At 71.3% G+C, this 21,740-nt stretch carries 22 protein-coding genes; 6 read left to right on the top strand and 16 right to left on the bottom strand.

Going from position 1 to position 21,740, the window contains the following annotated elements; all coding sequences use genetic code 11:
* Positions 1-459 carry a RidA family protein gene (locus RGI145_RS15120; RefSeq protein WP_075798994.1) on the top strand — a complete coding sequence of 153 codons (459 nt, stop codon included), beginning with the start codon at positions 1-3 and terminating at the stop codon, positions 457-459.
* Positions 460-567: 108 nt separating this feature from the next.
* Here the strand turns inward: RGI145_RS15120 and RGI145_RS15115 are convergent, their stop codons facing one another.
* From RGI145_RS15115 to RGI145_RS15070, 10 genes are all read right to left on the bottom strand, one after another.
* Entirely contained in the window at positions 568-1,827 is a 1,260-nt protein-coding gene (locus tag RGI145_RS15115; RefSeq protein WP_075798993.1) for an autotransporter outer membrane beta-barrel domain-containing protein, read from the bottom strand.
* A gap of 199 nt (positions 1,828-2,026) precedes the next feature.
* Positions 2,027-3,277 carry a hypothetical protein gene (locus RGI145_RS15110; RefSeq protein ID WP_075798992.1) on the bottom strand — a complete coding sequence of 417 codons (1,251 nt, stop codon included), beginning with the start codon at positions 3,275-3,277 and terminating at the stop codon, positions 2,027-2,029.
* Between the two features lie 210 nt (positions 3,278-3,487).
* Positions 3,488-4,171: an HAD hydrolase-like protein gene (locus RGI145_RS15105; protein ID WP_075798991.1), complete on the bottom strand. Its 684-nt coding sequence runs from the start codon at positions 4,169-4,171 to the stop codon at positions 3,488-3,490.
* 11 nt (positions 4,172-4,182) lie between these two features.
* A complete protein-coding gene (gene hisA / locus RGI145_RS15100; RefSeq protein ID WP_156878558.1) occupies positions 4,183-4,905 on the bottom strand; it encodes a 1-(5-phosphoribosyl)-5-[(5-phosphoribosylamino)methylideneamino]imidazole-4-carboxamide isomerase in 723 nt (240 codons plus the stop codon).
* Positions 4,902-5,453 (bottom strand): GNAT family N-acetyltransferase, encoded by a 552-nt coding sequence (locus RGI145_RS15095; protein WP_027282805.1) that lies wholly within the window; start codon positions 5,451-5,453, stop codon positions 4,902-4,904. The genes hisA and RGI145_RS15095 overlap by 4 nt, the downstream gene beginning before the upstream one ends.
* 32 nt (positions 5,454-5,485) lie before the next feature.
* Entirely contained in the window at positions 5,486-6,139 is a 654-nt protein-coding gene (gene hisH, locus RGI145_RS15090) for an imidazole glycerol phosphate synthase subunit HisH (RefSeq protein WP_075798990.1), read from the bottom strand.
* Complete coding sequence (locus tag RGI145_RS15085; protein ID WP_075798989.1) at positions 6,136-6,528, bottom strand: DUF2628 domain-containing protein; 393 nt, start codon at positions 6,526-6,528, stop codon at positions 6,136-6,138. Before RGI145_RS15085 ends, hisH begins: the two co-directional genes overlap by 4 nt.
* Positions 6,528-7,148 carry an imidazoleglycerol-phosphate dehydratase HisB gene (gene hisB / locus RGI145_RS15080; RefSeq protein WP_075798988.1) on the bottom strand — a complete coding sequence of 207 codons (621 nt, stop codon included), beginning with the start codon at positions 7,146-7,148 and terminating at the stop codon, positions 6,528-6,530. Before hisB ends, RGI145_RS15085 begins: the two co-directional genes overlap by 1 nt.
* 218 nt (positions 7,149-7,366) lie before the next feature.
* Positions 7,367-7,816, bottom strand: coding sequence for an energy transducer TonB (locus RGI145_RS15075; RefSeq protein ID WP_075798987.1), 450 nt, complete (start codon positions 7,814-7,816; stop codon positions 7,367-7,369).
* Positions 7,813-8,529 (bottom strand): hypothetical protein, encoded by a 717-nt coding sequence (locus tag RGI145_RS15070; protein WP_156878557.1) that lies wholly within the window; start codon positions 8,527-8,529, stop codon positions 7,813-7,815. The genes RGI145_RS15075 and RGI145_RS15070 overlap by 4 nt, the downstream gene beginning before the upstream one ends.
* Positions 8,530-9,007: 478 nt before the next feature.
* Between RGI145_RS15070 and hslV the strand changes: the two genes are divergently transcribed.
* Positions 9,008-9,577, top strand: a complete 570-nt coding sequence (gene hslV / locus RGI145_RS15065; RefSeq protein WP_075798985.1) for an ATP-dependent protease subunit HslV — start codon at positions 9,008-9,010, stop codon at positions 9,575-9,577.
* A 2-nt stretch (positions 9,578-9,579) separates the two neighbouring features.
* Positions 9,580-10,923, top strand: a complete 1,344-nt coding sequence (hslU, locus tag RGI145_RS15060; protein ID WP_075798984.1) for an ATP-dependent protease ATPase subunit HslU — start codon at positions 9,580-9,582, stop codon at positions 10,921-10,923.
* Positions 10,924-10,963: 40 nt separating this feature from the next.
* Here hslU and RGI145_RS15055 read toward each other — a convergent pair whose 3' ends face one another.
* Together RGI145_RS15055 and RGI145_RS15050 are read right to left on the bottom strand one after the other, a co-directional pair.
* Positions 10,964-11,233, bottom strand: a complete 270-nt coding sequence (locus RGI145_RS15055; RefSeq protein WP_075798983.1) for a BrnA antitoxin family protein — start codon at positions 11,231-11,233, stop codon at positions 10,964-10,966.
* On the bottom strand, positions 11,184-11,465 hold the full coding sequence (locus RGI145_RS15050) for a BrnT family toxin (RefSeq protein WP_075798982.1): 282 nt from the start codon (positions 11,463-11,465) through the stop codon (positions 11,184-11,186). The genes RGI145_RS15055 and RGI145_RS15050 overlap by 50 nt, the downstream gene beginning before the upstream one ends.
* A 165-nt stretch (positions 11,466-11,630) precedes the next feature.
* Here RGI145_RS15050 and RGI145_RS15045 point away from each other — a divergent pair, with 165 nt between their 5' ends.
* On the top strand, positions 11,631-12,854 hold the full coding sequence (locus RGI145_RS15045) for a mandelate racemase/muconate lactonizing enzyme family protein (RefSeq protein WP_075798981.1): 1,224 nt from the start codon (positions 11,631-11,633) through the stop codon (positions 12,852-12,854).
* Positions 12,855-13,239: 385 nt separating this feature from the next.
* Here the strand turns inward: RGI145_RS15045 and RGI145_RS15040 are convergent, their stop codons facing one another.
* From RGI145_RS15040 to rnd, 3 genes are all read right to left on the bottom strand, one after another.
* On the bottom strand, positions 13,240-15,249 hold the full coding sequence (locus tag RGI145_RS15040; protein WP_237183086.1) for an AI-2E family transporter: 2,010 nt from the start codon (positions 15,247-15,249) through the stop codon (positions 13,240-13,242).
* Between the two features lie 285 nt (positions 15,250-15,534).
* A complete protein-coding gene (locus RGI145_RS15035) occupies positions 15,535-15,771 on the bottom strand; it encodes a CsbD family protein (RefSeq protein ID WP_037226181.1) in 237 nt (78 codons plus the stop codon).
* Between the two features lie 134 nt (positions 15,772-15,905).
* Positions 15,906-17,090, bottom strand: coding sequence for a ribonuclease D (gene rnd / locus RGI145_RS15030; RefSeq protein WP_075798980.1), 1,185 nt, complete (start codon positions 17,088-17,090; stop codon positions 15,906-15,908).
* A 308-nt stretch (positions 17,091-17,398) separates the two neighbouring features.
* Between rnd and aspS the strand changes: the two genes are divergently transcribed.
* Both aspS and RGI145_RS15020 read left to right on the top strand, forming a co-directional pair.
* Positions 17,399-19,276 carry an aspartate--tRNA ligase gene (gene aspS / locus RGI145_RS15025; protein ID WP_075798979.1) on the top strand — a complete coding sequence of 626 codons (1,878 nt, stop codon included), beginning with the start codon at positions 17,399-17,401 and terminating at the stop codon, positions 19,274-19,276.
* A 31-nt stretch (positions 19,277-19,307) separates the two neighbouring features.
* Positions 19,308-20,189: a cell envelope integrity EipB family protein gene (locus RGI145_RS15020; protein ID WP_075798978.1), complete on the top strand. Its 882-nt coding sequence runs from the start codon at positions 19,308-19,310 to the stop codon at positions 20,187-20,189.
* A 49-nt stretch (positions 20,190-20,238) separates the two neighbouring features.
* On the opposite strand, the gene RGI145_RS15015 is transcribed toward RGI145_RS15020, so the two are convergent.
* Positions 20,239-21,648, bottom strand: coding sequence for a carbohydrate porin (locus tag RGI145_RS15015; RefSeq protein ID WP_083670787.1), 1,410 nt, complete (start codon positions 21,646-21,648; stop codon positions 20,239-20,241).
* Between the last annotated feature and the right edge of the window lie 92 nt (positions 21,649-21,740).

Here is a 21,740-nt window from a genome sequence, read left to right as displayed (position 1 = left end):
ATGGACGCCGAAGCGAAGCTCCGCGAGCTGGGCCATGAACTGCCGGTGGTGGGCAAGCCGCTCTTCTCCTACGTGCCGTTCCGGCGCGTGGGGGAGGTGGCCTATATCTCCGGCCAGGTGCCGCGCCTGGCGGATGGCTCGCTGATCACCGGGCAGGTGGGTTCCGCCCTGGACCTGGAGGCGGCGCGCAAGGCCGCGCTGCTCTGCGGGCTGCATATCCTGGCGGTTGCCAGGGCGGCGGCGGGCAGCCTGGAGAAGGTGGAGATGCTGAAGGTCTTCGGCATGGTCAACGCCGTGCCGGGCTATGGCGACCAGCCCAAGGTGATCGACGCCTGTTCCAATCTGTTCGTCGATGTGCTGGGCGAGCGCGGGCGCCACGCGCGCTCGGCGGTCGGCATGGGCTCGCTGCCCTCCGACGTGCCGGTGGAGATCGAGGCGGTGATCCGCATCCTCGACTGAGGCAGAGGGCGGTCCTAACGGGTCGTCTTGCGCGTCGTGGCCGGCCCCGGGGAGGAGACGGCGCCTTTCCCCGGGGCCGCCGGCACGACGGCAAGCCGCTTCTCCGGCTCAGACGATCGCGAAGTTGTAGTCGTGCAGCGCCGTGGGGCTGAGGCCGGCGAAGATCAGCTCCCCGGCATTCGGCAGGTCCAGCACCGTGTCGCTGCCGCTGGCATGCAGCGCCTCCACGGCCTGAGCCGCCGAGGTATAGCCCGTCACCGCATCGTCCAGCGCGATGACGCCGCCACGGCTGGCGCCGAAGTTCTGGATCGTCTCGTGGAAGAAGAAAAAGCCGGGTGAGCCGGTGACGTTGACCAGCAGGTGGTCGGACTGGTCGAGGATGGTGCCGCCATCGGCGCTGCGCAGCGTCGCGACATTGTCGGCCCCCCGGAAGGTGAGGGTGGCGGAGTTGCCATAGAGGTTGACGCTGGCATCGCCGGAGCCGGTGTCGATCGTGCCGGTGGCAGCGGTGTAGGCATGGGTGATGCTGTTGTGGCTGCCGCCCAGCACGATGTCGAAGATGCCGCTGGAGAAGGCACCGCCGGTGCTGATGGTGGTGTAGCCGTCGCCGCCCTTGACCGTCAGCCCATAGGCGGTGCCGTCGATGATGTTGTGCGTGCCTTCCAGCGTGACCGTGCCGGTGCTGCCCCCGCTGCGCGCGCTGGCGCTGAGATGGACCGTGTCGTAGCCGTCGCCCGGCGCGATGTCGAAATCGCCGATGCCCGTATAGACGGTGTTGTGCAGCCCGTCGGTGTGCAGCGACTTGGTGCCGTATCCGAAGCTGAAGGTGCCGTCGCCCTCGCCGCCGGTGATGACGGTGTTGGCGGTGGGCAGGTTGTTGGTGATGGGCAGGTCGCTGCCGACCGAGAAGCTGTTTCCTGTCCCGTTGAAATGCACCGTGGTGGTGTTGGTGGCCGTGGCGAAGTTGCCCACCTGCACGAGGCTGGCATGGCCGCTGCCGAAGCTCACCTCGTTCTCGCCACGGCCGATCCGCACCGTGTTCTCCGTGCCGAGGAGGTACAGGTGGTTGTCGCCGTTGCCGATCGTGATGGTGTTGCTGCCGCGCAGGCTCGTGATGGTGAACCGCTCGTCGCCGCCGGTCAGCGTGTTGCCGGCCCCGGCGAGCAGGATGTCGTCGGTCCAGGCGGAATGGCCGTCGCCCACCGTGCCAAGGCTGAGCGTGTCGTACCCGCCGACACTGGTCGCGATCCAGTTGCTACCGCCGGGATCGGTGATGTCGTTGTGGCTGCCGAAGGCGATGATGATGTCGTTGCCGATCGTGCCGTCGAGATCGGCATGGCCCGCGAACGGGCCGCGGATGAAAGCCATGGGACGTTGCCTGTTATGATGGTGGGGCCGGACCTCCGGAGTGCGGCCGGGCGCATCATAGGAGGGAGGGGCGGCGGACGGCTTAAGATAGGTTAATGTTTCGATGACAAATCGAAGAGCCGTCCGCACCTGGCCCTGTCAGGACGTGCAGGCTGCGGCACCCGTTACCGCCGGGGGATCGCGGAGCGCCGCCCGGCCGTCACACCACCAGGAAGTTGCTGTCGTGCAGGGCTGAGGGATCGAGCCCCGCGAAGACGAGGTGCCCGCCATTCGGCAGGTCGAGCACGGTGTCGCCGCCCTCCGCGCGCAGGGCGGCGACGGCCTGCTGCGTCGTGGTGTAGCCGGTCACGGAATCCTCCAGCGCCACCACGGCGCCACGGTCCGCGCCGAAGCCCTGCACCGTCTCCTGGAAGAAGAAGTAGGAGGGCTGCCCGTCCACGTTGATCCGCAGCCCGTCCGACTGGTCGAGGATGGTGCCGCCGCCGGCATTGTCCAGCGTCGCGACATTGCCCGAGCCGCGGAAGGTCAGCGTCGCGTCGCTGCCGTAGAGGCTGACGGAGGCGTCGCCAAAGCCCGTGTCGATGCTGCCCGTGGACGGGATGCTGGCGATGCTGACCGTGTTGTGCGTGCCGCCGAGCGTCGCATCGATCCGCGCCTGGAAGACGCCGATCAGCGAGATCGAGGTATAGCCGTCGCCGCCGCTGACCGTCAGGTCGCCGCCCGCGCCGGTGATCGTGTTGTGGAGGCCGTGCAGCCAGACCGTGCCCGTGCCGCCGCCGCTGCGCCCCGTGGCGCCCAGGTGCACGGTGTCGTAGCCATCGCCCGGGTCGATGTCGAAATGCCCGATGCCCACGGTCACGTCGTTGTGCAGCCCGTCGGTCCGCAGCGTGGCCGTGCCGCTGGCGAAGAAGTTGAAGCGGCCGTCGCCTTCCCCGCCGGTGACGGTGATGTTCGTCCGGGGGAGCAGGCTGCCCGCGTTCAGGACATCGTAGCTGTTGCCGGTGCCGCTGAAATGGACGGTGACGTCGCCGTAGTTGGCATAGAGCGGCGAGCCTTGCACCACGCTGCCATGGCCGCCGGAGAAGGTGATGTCGTTCTCCCCGCTGCCGACCTGCACGGCATTGTTCTCGCCGCCCAGACGCAGGTGGTTGGTGCCGTTGCCGAGTGTGATGGTGTTGCCTCCCCGCAGGCCGATCACCTCGAAGCGCTCGTCGCCGCCCAGCAGCGTGTTGCCGGCACCGGTGAGCAGCACCTGCTCCATCCATTCGGAATGCCCATCCAGCACGGTGCCGAGATGGATCTCGTCATGGCCCAGCAGCCCGCTCACCACGCGGTTGCTGCCGCCCGTGTCGGTGATGGTGTTGTGGCCGCCGAAGGCGAGGATGACGTCGTCGCCCGCCGTACCCTGGATATTGTCCCCGCCGCGCAGGGAGCCGTGGATGAAGGCCATGAAAGCGTTTCCCCGATCCTGTCCATCGTTGGGCCGTCGTTGCGGCCGGGTCCATATTGCAATTTCGCAACGTCGAAGTCCGCCGCTCAGCGGTGGTAATGGATGGATTCGGTGTCATCCGCGCAGATGTGACCGGTGCGATCCGGGCCCAGGCGCGCCGCTGGAGAACCGCCGGCGTCCCGGTTGCCTCCTGCCGGTCAGCACTCCGGATCACGCCCCGGCCTGCCCTCCCGGCGCCGGACCCTTGCCGAGCATCCATGGCGCGATCTCCGCGGCCTGCCCGAAGAACAGGTCCGGCCCTGCCGCCCGGAGCGCCTCTTCGGTGTTGTAGCCCCAGGCCACGGTGGCGCTGGCCATTCCCACTCCGCGCGCGGCCTCGATATCGCGCATCTCGTCGCCGATCAGCACGGCACGCCCGGCCGGGACCCCGGCGCGTCGCAGCACGGCGCGGAGCTTGCGCGGCTTGCCGAAGAGTGCGGCGCCGCACTGCCAGTGCGTGATCAGCGCGGAGAGTTCCGGGCCCAGCACGCGGCGGATCGTGGCCTCGCGGTTCGAGCTGACGATGGCCAGCGCGACGCCCCCTCCGGCAAGCTGGCGCAGGCAGTCCCCCATGCCGGGAAACAGGGGCAGGCACGCCGCGTCACGGGCAGCGAGGCGCCGCATGTGCCGCACGATGAAGGGGAGCTTCCAGCGTGCCACGCCGAGATGGCCGAGCAGCGCCCGCGCATCCAGGCCGCGCAGCATCGCTTCCTCGCCCGCCCGGACGCGGCGGAAGCCGTAGCGGTCCGCCACGCCGTTCAGGACGCCGGCGAACCAGGGGAAGCTGTCGGCCAGCGTGCCGTCGAAATCGAAGACCGCCAGCGCGTAGGGCGCGGCGGGCGGCGCCTCCGCCATGGCAGGGGCGGTCAGCCGGCTGCGTTGAGCGCCTGGGCCGCGGTCAGGCGTCCGTCATAGAGGGCGCGGCCGACGATGACGCCCTCGATCGTCCCGGCCTCGCGCACGGCGGTGACGTCCTCCACCCCCGCGACGCCGCCGCTGGCGATGACCGGGGTGGTGAGCCGCGCGCCCAGGGCTGCCGTGGCCTCGACATTCACGCCGCCCAGCATGCCGTCGCGGTCGATATCCGTGTGGATGATGGCGGCCGCCCCGGCATCCTCGAAGCGCAGCGCCAGCTCGCGCGCTGTCATCTCGCCGACCTCGGCCCAGCCCTCGGTGGCCACGCGGCCGCCCTTGGCATCGATGCCGATGGCGACGCAGCCGGGATAGGCGCGGCAGGCGGAACGGGCGAAGTCCGGGTCCTTGGCGGCGGCGGAGCCCAGGATCACCCGCGCCACCCCGGCCTCCAGCCAGGATTCCAGGGTGGCCATGTCGCGCACGCCGCCGCCGAGCTGCACGGGCAGCGAGGTGGCGCCCAGGATGTCGCGCACCGCCGCCGCGTTGGCCGGGCGGCCGGCGAAAGCGCCGTCCAGGTCCACCACATGCAGCCAGCGGAAGCCCGCGCCGGCGAAGCTGGCCGCCTGGGCGGCGGGGTCCTCGCTGTAGACGGTGGCCTGGTCCATCTCGCCGCGGCGGAGGCGGACGACGCGGCCGCCCTTGAGGTCGATGGCGGGATAGATGGTCAGGCTCACATCCGGTCCTTTCCGCGTCGGCCCCGCCCGGGTGCCAGCAGCTTGTAGTAGTAGTGGCCGGGCACGGTGGCGCCTTCGACCCGGGCATAGGCGGGGTGGGTTCCCCAGCGGATATAGCCGCAGGCCTCGAAGAGCGCGATGGCGGTATGCTGCGTCGCACGCACATCGAGGTTCAGGACGCGGTGACCCAGCGCCGCCGCCCGTTCCTCCACCCGCCGCATCAGCAGCCGGGCGAGGCCATGGCCGCGGGCATAGGGGGCGATATAGGCGTGGCTGAGCTGGGCGGCCCAGGCCTGGGCCTCGTTGTTGCGGGGCGGGCGCATGAGCTGGGCGCTGCCGACCGGATGGCCGTCGAGCCGGGCGACGAAGAGCTCGCGCTCCGGCACCAGCATCACGCCGCGGAAGTGGCGCTCCAGGATCTCGCGCCCCTGCGGCATGATCCAGCCGAAGCCGCCGCCCTCGGCGATGGCGGCGTCGGTCGCCTCGCAGAGCTCGGCGAGGTCGGCCTCGTCCAGCGAATCGACCCTCTCCACCGAAAGCTCGTGCATGGGGCTGGGGAGGGGATTGGGCAGGCTGCCGCTCACGGGGACCAGCGCAGGAAGTTGCCGAGCATGCGCAGGCCGAGTCCGCCGCTCTTCTCCACATGGAACTGCGTGCCGGCGAGGTTGTCGCGCCCCACCATGGCGCAGACCGGCCCGCCATAATCGGCGCTGGCCAGTAGCTCCCCGGCCATGCCGCCGCTGAGCGCGTAGGAATGCACGAAATAGGCGTGCTCGCCGGGCGCCACCTCGGCCAGCAGCGGGTGCGCCGGGGCCGCGAGGTCCAGCCCGTTCCAGCCCATCTGCGGCAGCGGCAGCGGCGTGGCATCCGGCCCGGCCGGGTCCATCGGCGCGATCTCGCCCCTGATCCAGCCCAGGCCGGGATGGCGGCCGTGTTCCAGCCCGCGCTCGGCCATCAACTGCATGCCGACGCAGATGCCCAGGAAGGGGCGGCCGTGCCGCTCCACCGCCTCGCGCAGCGCCTCCTCCATGCCCGGCAGAGCGTCGAGCCCCTGGCGCGTGGCGGCGAAGGCGCCCTGGCCCGGCAGCACGACGCGGTCCGCCGCCGCGACATCCTCCGGCCGGGTGGTGACGTCGATCGCGGCGGCGAGGCCGGCCTCGGCGGCGGCCCGGCGGAAGGCGCGGAGCACGGAGGCGAGGTTGCCCGCCCCGGTGTCGATGACGGCAAGCTTCATGCGGGCCTCCCGGCCGGGGATCGTCCACCCAGGCGCAGCAGGGCCATCTCCTCGTCCGCCCCGGCCACCACGCCGGATTCCGGCAGGCCGCGCCGCGCCAGCGTCCAGCGCTGTACGTCGCGGGCGTGGAAACCTGTCAGCAGCGCGAGGGCGAGGCCGGCCCAGGAGGATGAGGCACCGGGCAGGAAGGCGATGGCCACGGCCAGCACGATCCAGCCGAGCAGGCCCCACCAGAGGCCCTTGAACAGGAACCAGAGCGGGCCGAACAGGAAGGCGGCGAAGGAGAAGCCCTCCGGCACCAGCACGGGTTCCGCCGGGCGGGCCGCCGCGCCCGTGCCCGTGACGGGAACGGAGGTGCGGGGCGGCGTGTGGATGGTGAAGACCCGCATCACGCCTCCAGCATGCCCTTGGTGGAGGGGATCGCCCCCGCCGCGCGGGGATCGGGCTCCACCGCCTGACGCAGCGCGCGGGCGACGGCCTTGAAGCAGCCCTCCGCCACATGATGCGCGTTGTGCCCGTGGCGCAGCATCACATGCAGCGCGAAGAGCCCGTTGGAGGAGAGGGCACGGAAGAATTCCTCGAACAGCTCCGTATCCATCTCGCCGATCTTGGGGCGCTCGAAGGGCACTTGCCACACCAGGAAGGGGCGGCCGGACAGGTCGATCGCCGCCTCGGCCAGCGCCTCGTCCATCGGCACCACGGCATGGCCGTAGCGGCGGATGCCCCGTTTCTCGCCCAGCGTGCGGCGCAGCGCCTGGCCGAGCACGATGCCGACATCCTCGGTGGTGTGGTGGAAGTCCACATGCAGGTCGCCCCGCGCCTCGACCGTCAGGTCGAACATGGCGTGGCGGGCCAGCGCCGTCAGCATGTGGTCGAGGAAGCCGATGCCCGTCGCGATCTCCGCCTTGCCCGTGCCGTCGAGGTCGAGGCGGAGCGTGATGGCGGTCTCGCCCGTCTCGCGGGCGATCTCGGCGATGCGGGGGGCGAGGGGGGCGGGGACGGCATTCATGGCGTCCGTTTAGTCCCGGGGGGGTGGCGGGGGGAAGAGGGAGGCGTGGCAGGGGTGGCTGGCCCGGCGGAAGCCTTTGGCGATGCGTGGATTCCCGCGCGCGCCCAAGGGTTCCGCCCGCCTCCACGCCCCGTTTCCACCCGACTCCCGTTCCGGCCTGGGCGCGGCGGGAGCCGGCCCCACCGATTCCGGCAGCGGCTTCCGGCGCCTTCCCGGATTCAGCGGCGGATCAGGATGTAGTCGATGGTCAGGGTGATCTCCGTGCTGTCGGCCTTGGTGCCCTCCGGGAAGGGCGGCAGGGTCTTGTCCCGCAGCATGGCCTGCGCGCCCATGTCCAGCCATTTGGAGCCGGAGCGGCTGACCAGCCGCAGGTCCTGCACCCGTCCGTCCTTCTGCACGGTGAAGCGCACGGTGGCGGTGCCGTCCTCCCCCGCCATGGCGGCCATCTGCGGATAGTAGCCGTTCCGGTCCAGCCAGGCGCGGAAGGCCGCCATCCAGTCGGCGCCCGGATTGGCACCCTGGATGCGCACCGAGGTTCCCAGATCCGACGGCGAGGCGGCGCGCGGCGCGCGGGGGGAGGGCGCGTTGAAGGACAGGTCGAGCCCACGGCCCTGGCCGGTGGCGTTCGGCCGGATGTTCGGGCGTGGCACGGCCTGGGACAGGTTCACCGCCGGGCCACGGCTGAGGTCGAGCGCTCCGGCGAAGGGGGAGGGCGCGCGGTGCGGTGCGGGCGGACGGGCGGGCGCGGGAGCCGCCGGGCGGGGCGGGGCCGGGGGGCCGGAGGCGGCGGTGGCGGCAGTTCCTCCTCCGCGACCCGGGACGGCTGCGGCGGCGGGGCGGGCGGCGGCGGGGCTTCCTGCGCCTGGGGGGCGGGTTCGGGCTGCGGTGCCTCCACGGGCGGGGTCATGACCGGCGGGGCCGGCGGTGCCAGCGGGGCGGCCTCCGGCTGCGGCGCCTCGGCCAGGGCGGGGGGCGGCGGGGCGGCGCTCTCCGGGCTGGGCGGCGGCATGGGGGGCGAGGGGGGTTCCTGCGGCCGCGCGGTCCGCTGCGCGTCGCCGGCATCCTCGAAGATCACCGGCACGCCGGCCTCGGGGAGGCCGGAGGGTTGTTCCCGCCCCTGCCAGGTCAGCAGCAGGGCCACCAGCAGTGCGGCATGGAGCAGGCCCGAGACGAGGAAGGCTGGCCTGAGCCAACGACGCCAACCCCCGTCCGCCGGGCGCTGGCCGCCGGAAGGGGGGCGGCCGGGGGCGGGCGGTTGCGCCGGTGCGCCGGGGCCGCCACCGGGCGCCGGCAGGGGTGGGACGGGCAGCAGGCCGGGAGGCTGGCGCAGGGCCATGGCCGGCAGGACCGGGGCGAGCTGTTGCACGCGTATGCGATTCAAGTTCCGCAGCCTGTCCTGCCCAAGAGATTCCGGCTCACCCTGCCCGGCATCGTGCCCCATTCCATATCGTCCGGGGACATCCATGCCCCGGTCATCTCATCCAAGGCTCCGCCGCCCGGGCCTTCTCGTCCAGGCGCCCCCGCCGTATCCATCCGGAGGCCAGCCGGCAGGGCCGCCCCGGAGGATTGGCCCCAAGGGATTAGCCGGGGTTTCAGCCCCGAAGGCACCCGGGATCGCGCGGTCGGCAGGGGCGCGCAAGGCCGGAGCGGCGCAGAAAAGCACAGCGGCGCCGCTTCCGCATCCGCCTTCTGTGCCCCGCCAGGGCCGTTCCCGGGACAATTCCGGCGGAACCCGGCGGTGGTCCCGGCCGCGCGGGGGAGCCGTAGGGGTCGAGCCCTTCCCGGGCCGCGACCCTGCCCTGCGTTCGCGCGCACCCCCCGGATTGCGCTGCGCCGCACGGATCGCCACATCGCGATCCATGCAAGAGCATTCCCACCAAGACCCGCATCGCGACCCCCTGGGCTGGCATGGCACGACCATTCTCTGCGTCCGCAAGGACGGGAAGGTGGCCATGGCCGGGGATGGACAGGTGTCCATGGGTCAGACCGTCGTCAAGAACAATGCCCGCAAGGTCCGCCGCATCGCCGGCGGCCGGGTGATCACCGGCTTCGCCGGCGCCACCGCGGACGCCTTCACTCTGCTCGAACGCCTTGAGGCCAAGCTGGAGCGTTTCCCCGACCAGCTCGAACGCGCGGCGGTGGAACTCGCCAAGGACTGGCGCACCGACCGCTACCTCCGGCGGCTGGAGGCGCTGCTCGCCGTGGCGGACAGCAACCGCTCCTTGCTGATCACCGGCCAGGGCGACGTGCTGGAGCCCGAGGACCAGATCATCGGCATCGGTTCCGGCGGCAACTACGCGCTGGCCGCCGCCCGCGCGCTGATGCCGGTGGAGGGGCTGGACGCGGAGGAGATCGCCCGCCGCGCCATGACCATCGCTGCCGATATCTGCGTCTATACCAACGGCCGCTTCGTGCTGGAGACCCTGTGACCATGCCGCTGGACAATTCCCCCGCCGCGGCCGAGCCCGTGAACCTGTCTCCGCGCGAGATCGTCTCGGAGCTCGACCGCTTCATCATCGGCCAGGGCGACGCCAAGCGCGCCGTGGCCATCGCGCTGCGCAACCGCTGGCGCCGCCAGCAGCTCCCCGAGGGGCTGCGCGAGGAGGTGGTGCCGAAGAACATCCTGATGATCGGCCCGACCGGCGTGGGCAAGACGGAGATCGCCCGCCGCCTGGCCAAGCTCGCCAATGCCCCCTTCCTCAAGGTCGAGGCCACGAAGTTCACCGAGGTCGGCTATGTCGGCCGCGACGTGGAGCAGATCGTGCGCGACCTGGTGGACGCCGCCATCGTGCAGATGCGCGACAATGCCCGCCGCGATGTGCAAGCCAAGGCCGAGGCCAATGCCGAGGAGCGCATCGTCACCGCCCTGGTGGGCGAGGGCGCCTCGGGCGAGACGCGCATGAAGTTCCGCCGCATGCTCCGCGAGGGCTCGCTGGAGGACAAGGAGGTGGAGATCCAGGTCGCCGATGGCGGCACGCCCATCGGCATGATGGAGATCCCCGGCATGCCGCCCGGCGCGCAGATGGCAAACATGCAGGACATGCTCGGCAAGATGTTCGGCGGCCGCCAGCGCCCGCGCAAGATGCACGTCGCCGACGCGCGCCCCCTGCTGGTGCGGGAGGAGGCGGACAAGCTGCTCGACCAGGAGAAGCTGACCCGCGACGCGGTGGCGCATGCCGAGAACCACGGCATCGTCTTCATCGACGAGATCGACAAGGTCTGCGCCCGCACCACGGAAGGCTTCCGCGGCGGCGATGTCAGCCGCGAGGGCGTGCAGCGCGACCTGCTGCCGCTGATCGAGGGCACCACCGTGAACACCAAGCACGGGCCGGTGAAGACGGACCACATCCTCTTCATCGCCTCGGGCGCCTTCCACCTCGCCAAGCCGTCGGACCTGTTGCCGGAGCTGCAGGGGCGGCTGCCGATCCGCGTCGAGCTGAGTGCCCTGACGCGCGACGACTTCCGCCGCATCCTGACCGAACCGGAGCACTCGCTGGCCAAGCAGTATGTCGCGCTGCTCGGCACCGAGGGCGTGCGCCTGAGCTTCGGCGAGGATGCGATGGACGCGATCGCCGATCTCGCCGCCGACATCAACGCGCGGGTGGAGAATATCGGCGCCCGCCGCCTCGCCACCGTGCTGGAGCGGCTGCTGGAGGAGCTGAGCTTCACCGCCGCCGACCGTGCCGGGCAGGAAATCGCCATCGATGCGGCCTATGTGCGGGAGAAGGTCGGCGCCCTGGCGGCGAGCACCGATCTGAGCCGGTTCATTCTCTGAGCCGGCCGGCGGCGTCGCCAGACAAGGCCGGCGCCGCTTTTCATCCGGCTTTCTTGAGATGGAGCGCCCGTCTCAGCATGTCGTTCAGCTTGGTCTGCCAGCCCGGTCCGGCCGCTCGGAGCACCGCGAGCACATCCTGATCGAGTCGGACGGAAACGAGCTTCTTGGGCGCCTCGGCCTTCGGTCGGCCCCGGCGGACAAGCGTCTCTCCCTCCCGGATCTCCGCCCGGGCGAAGAATTCGTCGGTCAGTTCGGGTGCGTCATCCGGGTCGGTCCAGGTGGATGCGCCAGCGGTGTTCTTCTTTGGCATGTGCGTGCCTCATTGAGATGATCCGGCGGGCCACGCCGCGCGGCGTCCAGACGAGCACGACCAATCGACCGTCGAGCATGCCGGCGCTGATGAAGCGATCCTCGCCGTAGTCCTTCCGGTCGTCCGGCAACGTGGCATGCCGGCCCGCGAACACCCTCCTGGCGTCGGCGAAATCGAGGCCGCGCTCTCGCAGCGTCCTCTCGCGCTTCTGCTGGTCGAAGGTGATCCGCACGGATTAAATGTAGATACATTTAATCCGTGCGGCAAGGGTCCTGGGCACGCTGCGGGTTCCTGGCGGCGCTTCTCCTGCGGGAGCAGCCGCCGGCATCGCCATCTCGACGCGCGGCGCGAACTCCCGGAAGCTCCCCGGAAAGAGCCGAACGGAGGAAGCTGTCCCATGTCCCAGGTCACCCTGCTGCGGACGATCCGCATCGCCGAGCGCCCGAACCTCATCTGGGTGGAGATCGAGACCGGGGAGGGGCTGACCGGCCTCGGCGAATCCTTCCGGGGGGCGCAGGCCACCGAGGCCGCGCTGCACGAGCAGGTGGCCCCCTGGCTGCTAGGCCAGGATTCCCGGCGGATCGAGGCGGTGTCGCGGCACCTCGCCACGCCCTATGTCGGCTTCCACAGCGCGGGCGCCGAGGGGCGGGCGGCGAGCGCGGTGGACATCGCGCTCTGGGACCTGGCCGGGAAGCGCCACGGCATCCCCGTGCACGAAGCGCTGGGCGGCGCGGTGCGGACGGAGATCCGCGCCTACAACACCTGCGCCGGCTATGCCTACAACAGCGGGAAGACGGGTTCCGGTGCCGGGTGGCGGCGTAGCGTCTCGGCGGGCGAGGAGATGCGCGGTCCCTATGACGACCAGATCGCCTTCACCCGCGATGCCGGGGCGCTGGCGGAAAGCCTGCTCGCCGAGGGCTACACGGCGATGAAGATCTGGCCCTTCGACCCTTATGCCGAGGCCACGGGCGGCCATGCCATCACCCTGTCCGAGCTGAAGGCCGGGCTGGAGCCCTTCCGCAAGATCCGCGCCGCAGTGGGCGAGCGGATCGAGGTGATGGCGGAACTGCACAGCCTCTGGAGCAGTCAGGCCGCGATCCGCATCTGCCGGGCGCTGGAGGATGTCGGCGTCTTCTGGGCCGAGGACCCGTTGAACAAGATGGACGACGTGGAGGCCCTGGCCGATCTGCGGCGCCAGACCCGTACCCCCCTCTGCGGCAGCGAGACGCTGTCGGGCGCCGTCAGCTTCCGCCGACTGCTGGCGGCCGATGCGGTGGATGTGGTGATGCTCGACCTCGGCTGGTGCGGCGGGCTCACCGAGGCGCGCAAGATCGCCGCCCTGGCCGAGGCCCATGCGAAGCCCCTGGCTCCGCATGACTGCACCGGGCCGGTGGCGCTCTGGGCGGGGTTGCACCTCGCCCTCCATGCGCCGACCGCGATCTTCCAGGAGGTGGTGCGGGCCACGCTGGCCACCTGGTACCAGGAACTGGTGACGGATCTGCCGGTGATCCGGAGCGGCATGGTGCAGGCCCCGTCGGCCCCTGGTCTGGGCACGGCGCTGCATCCTTCCGTGAAACGGCGCGAGGATGTGCTGATCCGGGAGAGCCGCCTGGGCGGCTAGAAATACGTTTCCGGTTTGGGCGTTTCGCTGTCCCGGGGGGAAAGGCGCTGCCTTTCGCCCCGGGCCCCCTATCCGCCAGGACGCTGCGCGCCCTGGACCCCATTCGCTGGCGCCTGCTGACGCCGGATCGCGCCGGAGAGCCATGCTCTCCGGCGGATTGCCGATGCCGCCAGCGCGGACAGGGTGTTTTCCTTTTTCTGGGAGCCCCACATTTCCGCCCGCTCCCAAGGATCAGGCCGCAGGCTGACGGCCGCCACGCAGAGCCAACTCAGGCCAGGGGTCCGGGGACCGGCTTCGGTCCCTGGCGGTGACCCGCCCGGGGGCGAGGCAGGGCCTTGCCCCCGGGCGGGTCACCGCAAAGTGCGGCGCCCGGACCGTTCGCGCCTCACTCCGCCGCCGGGGCCATGTCCGGCGCGTGGCTCGCGGCGCGGACGGTTTCCAGACAGGCGGTGACGGTTTCGGCGAGGGAGGTGGTGTAGTGTTCCGCGCCGATGGCGCCGCGCAGGGCGGCGTCGCGCAGCACCTCGTCCTGTGCATCCCAGAGGCCCACCACGACGGGTGCGCCGGGGGCCTTCTGCCGCAGCCGGCGGAGCAGGTAGCGGAGATGTGCCGGGCTGCCGGAGATATCCAGGTAGGACAGGCAGATCATCGCCACGCCGGAGAAATCCTGGCGTCCGATCGTGGTGCGGGAGACGGCCTCGTGTGGCAGCAGGCGCGCGCCCAGCCCGTGCCGGCCCAGGATCTGGACCAGCATGGCGGAGGCCGCCTCGTCGAGCGGCCCGCGGCCGGGCAGGCAGAGCACCGCACCCTCGCCACGCCAGGCTTCGGGCCAGGAGTCCCTGGGCGGCAGCGGTACGGCGGGCGCGGCGCGGCGCGGGAGGGCCTTTTCCGCCACGCTCTGTTCCTCCACCGCGCTGCGCTCCTCGGTGGGGGGCGGGTCACGGTCCTCCTGGTCGGCCAGGGACTGCACCAGCAGGCCGGTGGTGTCGCGGATCTGCTGCAGCTTGGCCTCGGACAGCACGCCGCGCTGCGCGTCGTTGGCGGCCAGCCGCAGGCCCTTGAGCGCCACCTCGTCATAGTAGGAGGAGAGGGGCCGGTCCTCCAGCAGGCTCTCGGCCTGTGCCTGGGCCTCGTCCGCGTCACCGGCCAGCATCCGCTGGTAGAAGTTCTCCGCCGGCGTCAGGGCAGGCCGGTCGCCCAGCATGACGTCGAGGAATTCCAGCCGCTCCACATGCCGCCCCAGCACCACGAGGCAAAGGGTGAGCGGGGTGGCCAGGATCAGCCCGATCGGGCCCCAGAGCCAGGTCCAGAAGATCGCCGCCACGATCACCGAGACGGGCGAAAGGCCGGTGCTGTGGCCATAGACCATCGGCTCCACCACCTGCCCCATGATGGGCTCGGTCACCAGGAACAGGGCGGCGGTCCAGATCACCATGTTCCAGCCGGGATCGACGCCGGCGGCCAGCGCGATGGGCAGGGCGGCGGCCAGCAGCGCGCCGACATAGGGGATGAAGCGGAACAGCGCGGCCAGGATGCCCCAGAGCAGCGGGCTGGGCACGCCGATGAAGAACAGTCCGGCCGCCACCACCGCGCCGAAGCAGCCGTTGATGGCGAGCTGGGCGAGGAAGTACTTCGACAGGCGCTTGGCCGCGTCGTCCAGGGCCACGGTGGTGCGGTGCAGGTCGTCCGAGCCGAAGAGGCGGATCAGCCGGTCCCGCAGGTCGGCCTGCTGCATCAGCATGAAGATGGCGACGATGAAGACGATGAACACCGTCTCCAGCGGCCCCAGCACCGGGGAGAGCAGCCGCTGCGCCAGCTCCATGGGCGAGGGCGGGCCCTGCTGGATCTCCACCGGCATCGGCCGGGGGCCCTCGCCGGGCGTGGCGGCGGGCGGGGTGGTGGGCTGGGCGTGGTCGATCTGCCGCACGAAGTCGTTCACCCAGCCCAGCGCGGTGCCCTGCACCGTGTCCACCTTCTGCTGGATGGTGGCCTGATAGCGCGGCAGGTCCTGCGCCAGCCCGGCGATCTGCAACCCGATGATGCTGCCCAGCACCAGGATCACGCCCATGGCCAGCAGCACCGCCACCAGCACGGCGGGCGTGCGCCACAGGCCGAGGCGGCGCAGGAGGCCCACGATCGGCGCCACCACGAAGGACAGCAGGATGGCCAGGGTGATGGGGATCAGCACCTCGCGCGCCAGATAGAGCGCGCTGATCACCACGACGGCGACCACGATGGTCAGCAGGTGCTTCAGGTCGGGGCTGTAGGGCGGGGGAACCTGGGCCGGGGGAGGGATCTGCCGGGCACCCTGGCCCGTAGGGGAGGGAACCGGGATGCCGGGCACGGAGCCGGGGGCCAGGGAAGGCGCGGAGGTCGCTGGGGATGGGTCAGGCATCGGGCCGCATCATGGTAAGGTATGGCCTGCAACGCGCGATGCGGCGGAACGGCGCATGGGACCGTTCTCACAACTGCAACAACCCCGCTTTTCCGCGGGGCATGTCTCCGGAATGTCCTGGATGCGCGGGAAAAGATATGCGCGGCATGGCCCGGATGCGCGGTTCCCGCACCGCCATCCGGGCCAGGAAGCCGGAGTGGGACCCCACGTCCCGCGACCCGGCTTCCCCCGCGAGGGACATCGCCCTCCCGCCCACCTCGAAGGGATGGGCGCGGGCGGTCCGTGTCAGATGATGCGAAGCCGCCCGATCAGCCAGCCGATGCCGACCGCGATCAGGGCCGCGGTCAGGGGCTGCTCGCGGATCGTGTCGGCCAGGCCGCCCAGGGCGTTCTCGGCGCGGCCCTCGGCCTCGTAGTAGTCGCCCCGGGCCTGCATCCGGCTGTCGCCGAGCAGCTCGCCCGTGGCGCTCTGGAGGCGGCCGGCGCCCTGCTTCGCGGCGCCGATGATCCGGTCCTCATCCATGGCATGAACCTCGCTTTCCTGGGCCGGGGACCTTCCCCGGACTCTCGGGCGAGCAACGCGCCGGATGGAAGAAGGTTTGGCCGGGAGGGTGCCGCAGGGGGCGGATGGAGCCCGGCGGCCCTCGCGAGCGGGCTTCAGCGCGCCGGGATCAGGCGGATCCGCTTGCCGTCCACGCCCAGGGCGAGACGGCCGGAGCAGAGGGCCAGGGCATCCTCGCCGAAAACCTTGCGCCGCCAGCCGGACAGGGCCTGGACCTGCTCCCCGTCCCGGCAGGCGATGTGGTCGATATCCTCGCCATTGGCGATCAGCTTGGGTGCCACGCTGTGCTCCTCCGCCTTGGCGGCGAGGAGGACCTTGAGCAGCGCGACCAGCGCCGGGGAGGCCGGCGGCCCCTGTTTCTCCCGCGCCAGCTCGGGCAGCGCCTCGTCCGGCAGGTCGCGGGCCTCGGCCAGGGCGGCGAGCAGCCCGGCGCCGGACTTGCCGCGCGCGAAGCCCTCGGACACGCCGCGCGCCCGGGCCAGGGCGGCGGCGTCCTGCGGCATGGTGGCGGCGATCTCCAGCAGGCTCTCGTCGCGTACCAGCCGCTGGCGCGGCACGTTCACCCGCTGCGCCTCGCGCTCCCGCCAGGCGGCGGCGGCGCGCAGGGCGGCCAGGAAGCGGCGGTTGCTGGTGCGGGGGCGCAGCTTCTCCCAGACCGTCTCCGGATCGGTGCGGTAGTTCGCCGGGTCGGTCAGGGCGGCCATCTCCTCCCCCACCCAGTCCAGCCGGTCCTCGCGCTGCAGGCGGTCGCGCAGAGCGCGGTAGACCCGGCGCAGATGCGTCACATCGGCGGCGGCATAGGCGATCTGGGCCGCGGACAGGGGGCGGGCCGCCCAGTCGCTGAAGCGGTGGGCCTTGTCGATCTGCGCATGGGCCAGGGCCCGGACCAGGCTGTCATAGGAGGCCTGGTCGCCGAAGCCGGCCACCATGGCGGCGATCTGGGTGTCGAACATCGGCCGCGGCGTGGCGCCGAAGCGGAGCAGGAAGATCTCCACATCCTGCCGGGCGGCGTGGAAGACCTTGACCACATGCTCGTCGGCCAGGAGCTCCCCCAGCGGGGCGAGGTCCAGCCCCGGGGCCAGGACGTCCACCACCGCGACGTCGCGCTCGCCGGCCAGCTGCACCACGCAAAGCTCGGGCCAGTAGGTCTTCTCGCGCATGAACTCCGTGTCCACGGTCACGAAGTCTTCCTCGCGCAGGCGGGCGCAGAGGGCGGCGAGGGCGTCGGTGTCGGTGACCAGGACGGGCGCGGGGTCCGGCGGCGTGGAACGGCGGCTCATCGGCTCCTTCTAGGAGGGGTGCCGGGCAAGGTCCACCGGGCATCGGCAGGAAGCGTTGCGGTTCCGGCATGTGGGGCGGGCGGCGGCCCCGGGCCCGTCCTGCCGGGGGTGGTTCCCGGAAGCTGGTGGGCGGGGCCCCGGGGGCAGGCTCCGGCCCCTGCGGACGGGGCTCGCCTGGGGCGGCACCCCTCCCGTCACCGGCCCGCCGCCCGAATTTCCCGGCGGTGGCGGGGGTGGGAAGGCTTGACAGGGCGTGCCCCGCCGCCCTTCCTGCCTCCCCTTCTCGAATGATCCAGGGTTTTCCTCCCATGCACGCCTACCGCACCCACAACTGCGGCGCCCTTCGCGCCGCCGATGCCGGCAAGACCGCCCGGCTCTCGGGCTGGGTGCATCGCAAGCGCGACCATGGCGGGCTGCTCTTCATCGACCTGCGCGACCATTTCGGCATCACCCAGTGCGTGGTGGCCCAGGGTTCGCCGGTCTTCGAGGCCGCCGACGCGCTGCGCCCCGAGAGCGTGGTGACGCTGACCGGCGAGGTGGTGATGCGCGAGGGGTCCACGGTGAACCCGAAGCTGCCGACCGGCGAGGTGGAGCTGCGCGTGCGCGAGCTGGAGGTCCAGTCCGCCGCCGAGGTGCTGCCGATCCAGGTGGCGGGCGACCAGGAGTTCCCCGAGGACCTGCGCCTGCGCTACCGCTTCCTCGATCTCCGGCGGGAGAAGCAGCACCGCAACATCATGCTGCGCGCGGGCGTCATCGCCTCCATCCGCCGCCGCATGATCGACCAGGGCTTCACCGAGTTCCAGACGCCGATCCTGACCGCCAGCAGCCCCGAGGGCGCGCGTGACTTCCTCGTTCCCGCCCGCAACCATCCGGGCAAGTTCTACGCCCTGCCGCAGGCGCCGCAGCAGTTCAAGCAGCTCGCCATGGTGGCGGGCTTCGACCGCTACTTCCAGATCGCGCCCTGCTTCCGCGACGAAGCGGCGCGCGCCGACCGCTCGCCGGGCGAGTTCTACCAGCTCGACTTCGAGATGAGCTTCGTCACGCAGGAGGACGTCTTCGCCGCCATCGAGCCGGTGATGCACGGTGTGTTCGAGGAGTTCGGCGGCGGCCGCAAGGTCACGCCCGCGCCCTTCCCGCGCATCGCCTACGACACCGCGATGCTGGAATACGGCTCCGACAAGCCCGACCTGCGCAACCCGATCAGGATCACCGACGTCACCGCGCATTTCGCGGAGTCCGGCTTCGGCCTCTTCGCGAAGATCGCGGCCTCCGGTGGCATCGTGCGCGCCGTGCCGGCGCCGGGCGCGGCCGGCAACCCGCGCGGCTTCTTCGACAAGCTGAACGAATGGGCGCGCGCCGAGGGCGCGGGTGGCCTCGGCTACATCCAGTTCGCGGCGGATGGCGCCAAGGGGCCGATCGCCAAGAACCTGGAGGCCGGGCGCGTCGAGGCGATCCGCGAGGCCTGCGGGCTGCAGCCGGGCGACGCGGTCTTCTTCGCCGCCGGCAAGAAGGACGAGACGCCCAAGTTCGCCGGCAAGGTCCGCACGAAGCTGGGTGAGGAGCTGGGCCTGATCGCCAAGGACGAGTTCCGCTTCTGCTGGATCGTCGATTTCCCGATGTACGAGCTGAACGAGGAGACGGGGCTGGTGGACTTCTCCCACAACCCCTTCTCCATGCCCCAGGGCGGGCTCGACGCGCTGAACTCGAAGGACCCGCTGGAGATCAAGGCCTTCCAGTACGACATCGTCTGCAACGGCATCGAGCTGTCCTCGGGCGCCATCCGCAACCACCGGCCGGACATCATGATCCGGGCCTTCGAGATCGCCGGCTATACCGCCGAGCAGGTCGAGGACCGCTTCGGCGGCATGCTGAACGCCTTCCGCTACGGCGCCCCGCCGCATGGTGGCTCGGCGCCGGGCATCGACCGCATCGTGATGCTGCTGGCCGACGAGCCGAACATCCGCGAGGTCATCCTCTTCCCGCTGAACCAGCAGGGTGAGGATCTGATGATGCATGCCCCGGCCCCGGTGGAGCCGGCGCGGCTGAAGGAGCTGTCGATCAGGCTCGACCTTCCTCCGGCCAAGCCCTCCGTGAAGCCCGCGGTCCCCGGGGCTGCCCAGGGGGAGACACAGAAGGATACACCTAAGGACGCGGCGGAGGCTTCCGGCGGCGCGGCGAAAGCCTAGATTGGCAACTGCTGTACGAAGGAACCGCCCGATGCGTCTGCGCCCCGTTCTGCGCCTCGCCCCCCTCGGGGCCCTGGCCCTGCTGGCGGCTCCCTGCCTCCTGGTCGCCTTCCCGGCCGGGGCGCAGGCCCCGAAGCCCCCGGCCGCGGCCGCGGACCATCTGCCGGGGGTGCAGGACATGGCGGCGCACCGGGCGGCCTATCGCCTGACCCTGGAGAAGACACGCGAGAACAGCGACGTCGCCGGGGTGCAGGGGGCCATGCTGTTCGAGGTGCTGGACGCCTGCGACGGCTGGACCACCCGCCAGCGCCTGACGCTGCGCATCCTGAATCGGGATGGGCAGCAGATCGACACAGCCTCCGACTACTCGACCTATGAGAGCAAGAACGGCCGCACCCTCCGCTTCTCCATGACCCAGAGCAGCGGCGGGGCGGTCAGCCAGCGCGTGGTGGGCGAGGCGACGCGGGAGGCGGACGGCTCGGGCACCATCCGCTACGAGCAGCCACAGGCCAGCGAGGCCCGCATGCCGCCCGGCACGCTCTTTCCGATGATGCACACCATCAAGGCGATCGACACGGCGGTGGAAGGCCGCCGCATGATGCTCGCCCCGCTGATGGACGGCACCAGCGAGGACGGGGTGCAGGACAGCACCACCTTCATCCTGAACTGGGACGGCAAGGCGCCGGAGAAGCCGCGCTTCCCGCTGTTGGCCAACCAGGGCAGCGGGCGGATGCGCATCGCCTTCTTCGGCAAGCCCGACGGCAAGGATGCCGGCGGCGCCGCCTCGCCCGACTACGAGGTGGGGCTGCGCTACTACGCCAATGGCGTGGCCGACGACATGAAGATGGATTTCGGCGAGTTCACCCTGAACGGGGCCCTGGAGAAGCTGGACCCCGTTCCGAGCCGCTGCTGATCCCGGAGCGGGCCGCCCATCCGGCAGCCCAGCCGGCGGCCCGTCACGGTCAGAGCTTGGCGGCGAGGCGCAGTTCCAGCACCACCGCGTCGCGCAGGCGCGCATCGTCGCGGTAGCGTTCGTCCGGGATGCCGGCATTGGGGTGGGAGATCCACTGCACGCCGGGCCGGATGGCGAGGTGGTCGGTGACCGCGGCCTCGTAGTTCGCTTCCAGCACCATCTCCCGGTCCCGGGTCGGCGGCAGGCCGGTCAGGGCCCGGACCGCGCGGTCCAGGTCGCGGCCGGCGGCGCCGGTCTGGGCATAGGCGAGGCCGATCGAGGCCGTGTCGTCCTTCCGCCCGAAGGGGCCGTGCCAGGCGAGGCCGGCATCGCCGTAGAAGTCGAACAGGTTGCGCCCGCCGGGCGTGAAGGACAGGCGGGCGAAGCTGGCGAGGTTCGACGTCTCGCCCCGCCACAACGTCACCTCTCCCACCGTGTAGAGGCCGTAGTTGTTCGGCTTGCGCGGCACGCTGCCATTGGCCAGGGGATCGACCGAGGTGTTGGTGCTGGTGGGCTCGGCGAAATAGATGCCGGGATCGCCGCGCTGATCGTCGAAGCCGCCATTGTGGTACCAGGCGCCCAGCTTCGCCACCCAGGGGCGCTGCTTGCTGTCTTCCGGTGCTGCCGCGCCCACGACGCCCTCGGCGATGTAGAAGGTGCCGCCGGCGAAGGAGAAGTTCGTGCCGTAGCGATTGTGCCGCTGGGGGTCGGTGCCGGCGCCGTACTTGCCGCCCGGGTCGCCCGTCATGATCGCCGCCCGGAAGCCACTGCCCTTCTCCGGGTCCCAGAGGGCGAGACGGATGCCCGGCGCGGCGAAGGGATAGCCCGGACCGCCCGAGGGCAGGGCATAGGAGATGCCCATCGGCCAGCCGAAGGTGCCGTTGGTGAGGTTGCCCGCCGCGGAGGCGGTGAAGAACTCGGTATCCGCCGCGATCTGGCCGATGCGCAGGGAGCCGATCCCCTCCACCTCCCGCTGCACCCAGAGTTCGGACAGGCGGAAGGTCGGCACGGCCTCCGCATTGCTGAGCGAGGCGAGGCTGCCGATCAGGCTCGGCGATGGCTGCCGCCCGAGGATGCCATAGGCCGAGGCGCGGGCGGTCCAGCCCTCCCAGCCCGCCAGCGTGCCGAGATCGAGGTCCACCCCCAGCGAAAGCTGGCCCAGCGCCGCGACGCCGCGATGCACGCCGCCCCGGGTATTGGCGAAGCTGTCCAGCAGCACCTGACCTTCCAGGCAGGCACCCGGGGTGAGGCTCACCCCGTCCTCGCAGGCTGGCTCCGGCGCCCCCTGCTGTCCGGGCACGTCATCCGCCCTGGCGGGACCGGCGACGGTGCCGGCGGCGAGCAACGCGGCCAGGAGCGGCGGCAGGGGGAGACGCGACAGGCGCGCTCTCCGGCGAGGGACAGGAAGGCTGGAACGCATCGGGTTTCCTGGTTATGTTATAACATTATGTATAACCTTGCCCTCCCGGGAGGCAAGGGTGGTACGGGCCCCGATGTTAAGACCGGTTCTCA

The sequence above is a fragment of the Roseomonas gilardii genome, assembly GCF_001941945.1.
Lineage (GTDB): Bacteria > Pseudomonadota > Alphaproteobacteria > Acetobacterales > Acetobacteraceae > Roseomonas.
The sequence above is the reverse complement of the archived record's forward strand: the minus strand, read 5'-3'. Positions and strand labels throughout refer to the sequence as shown.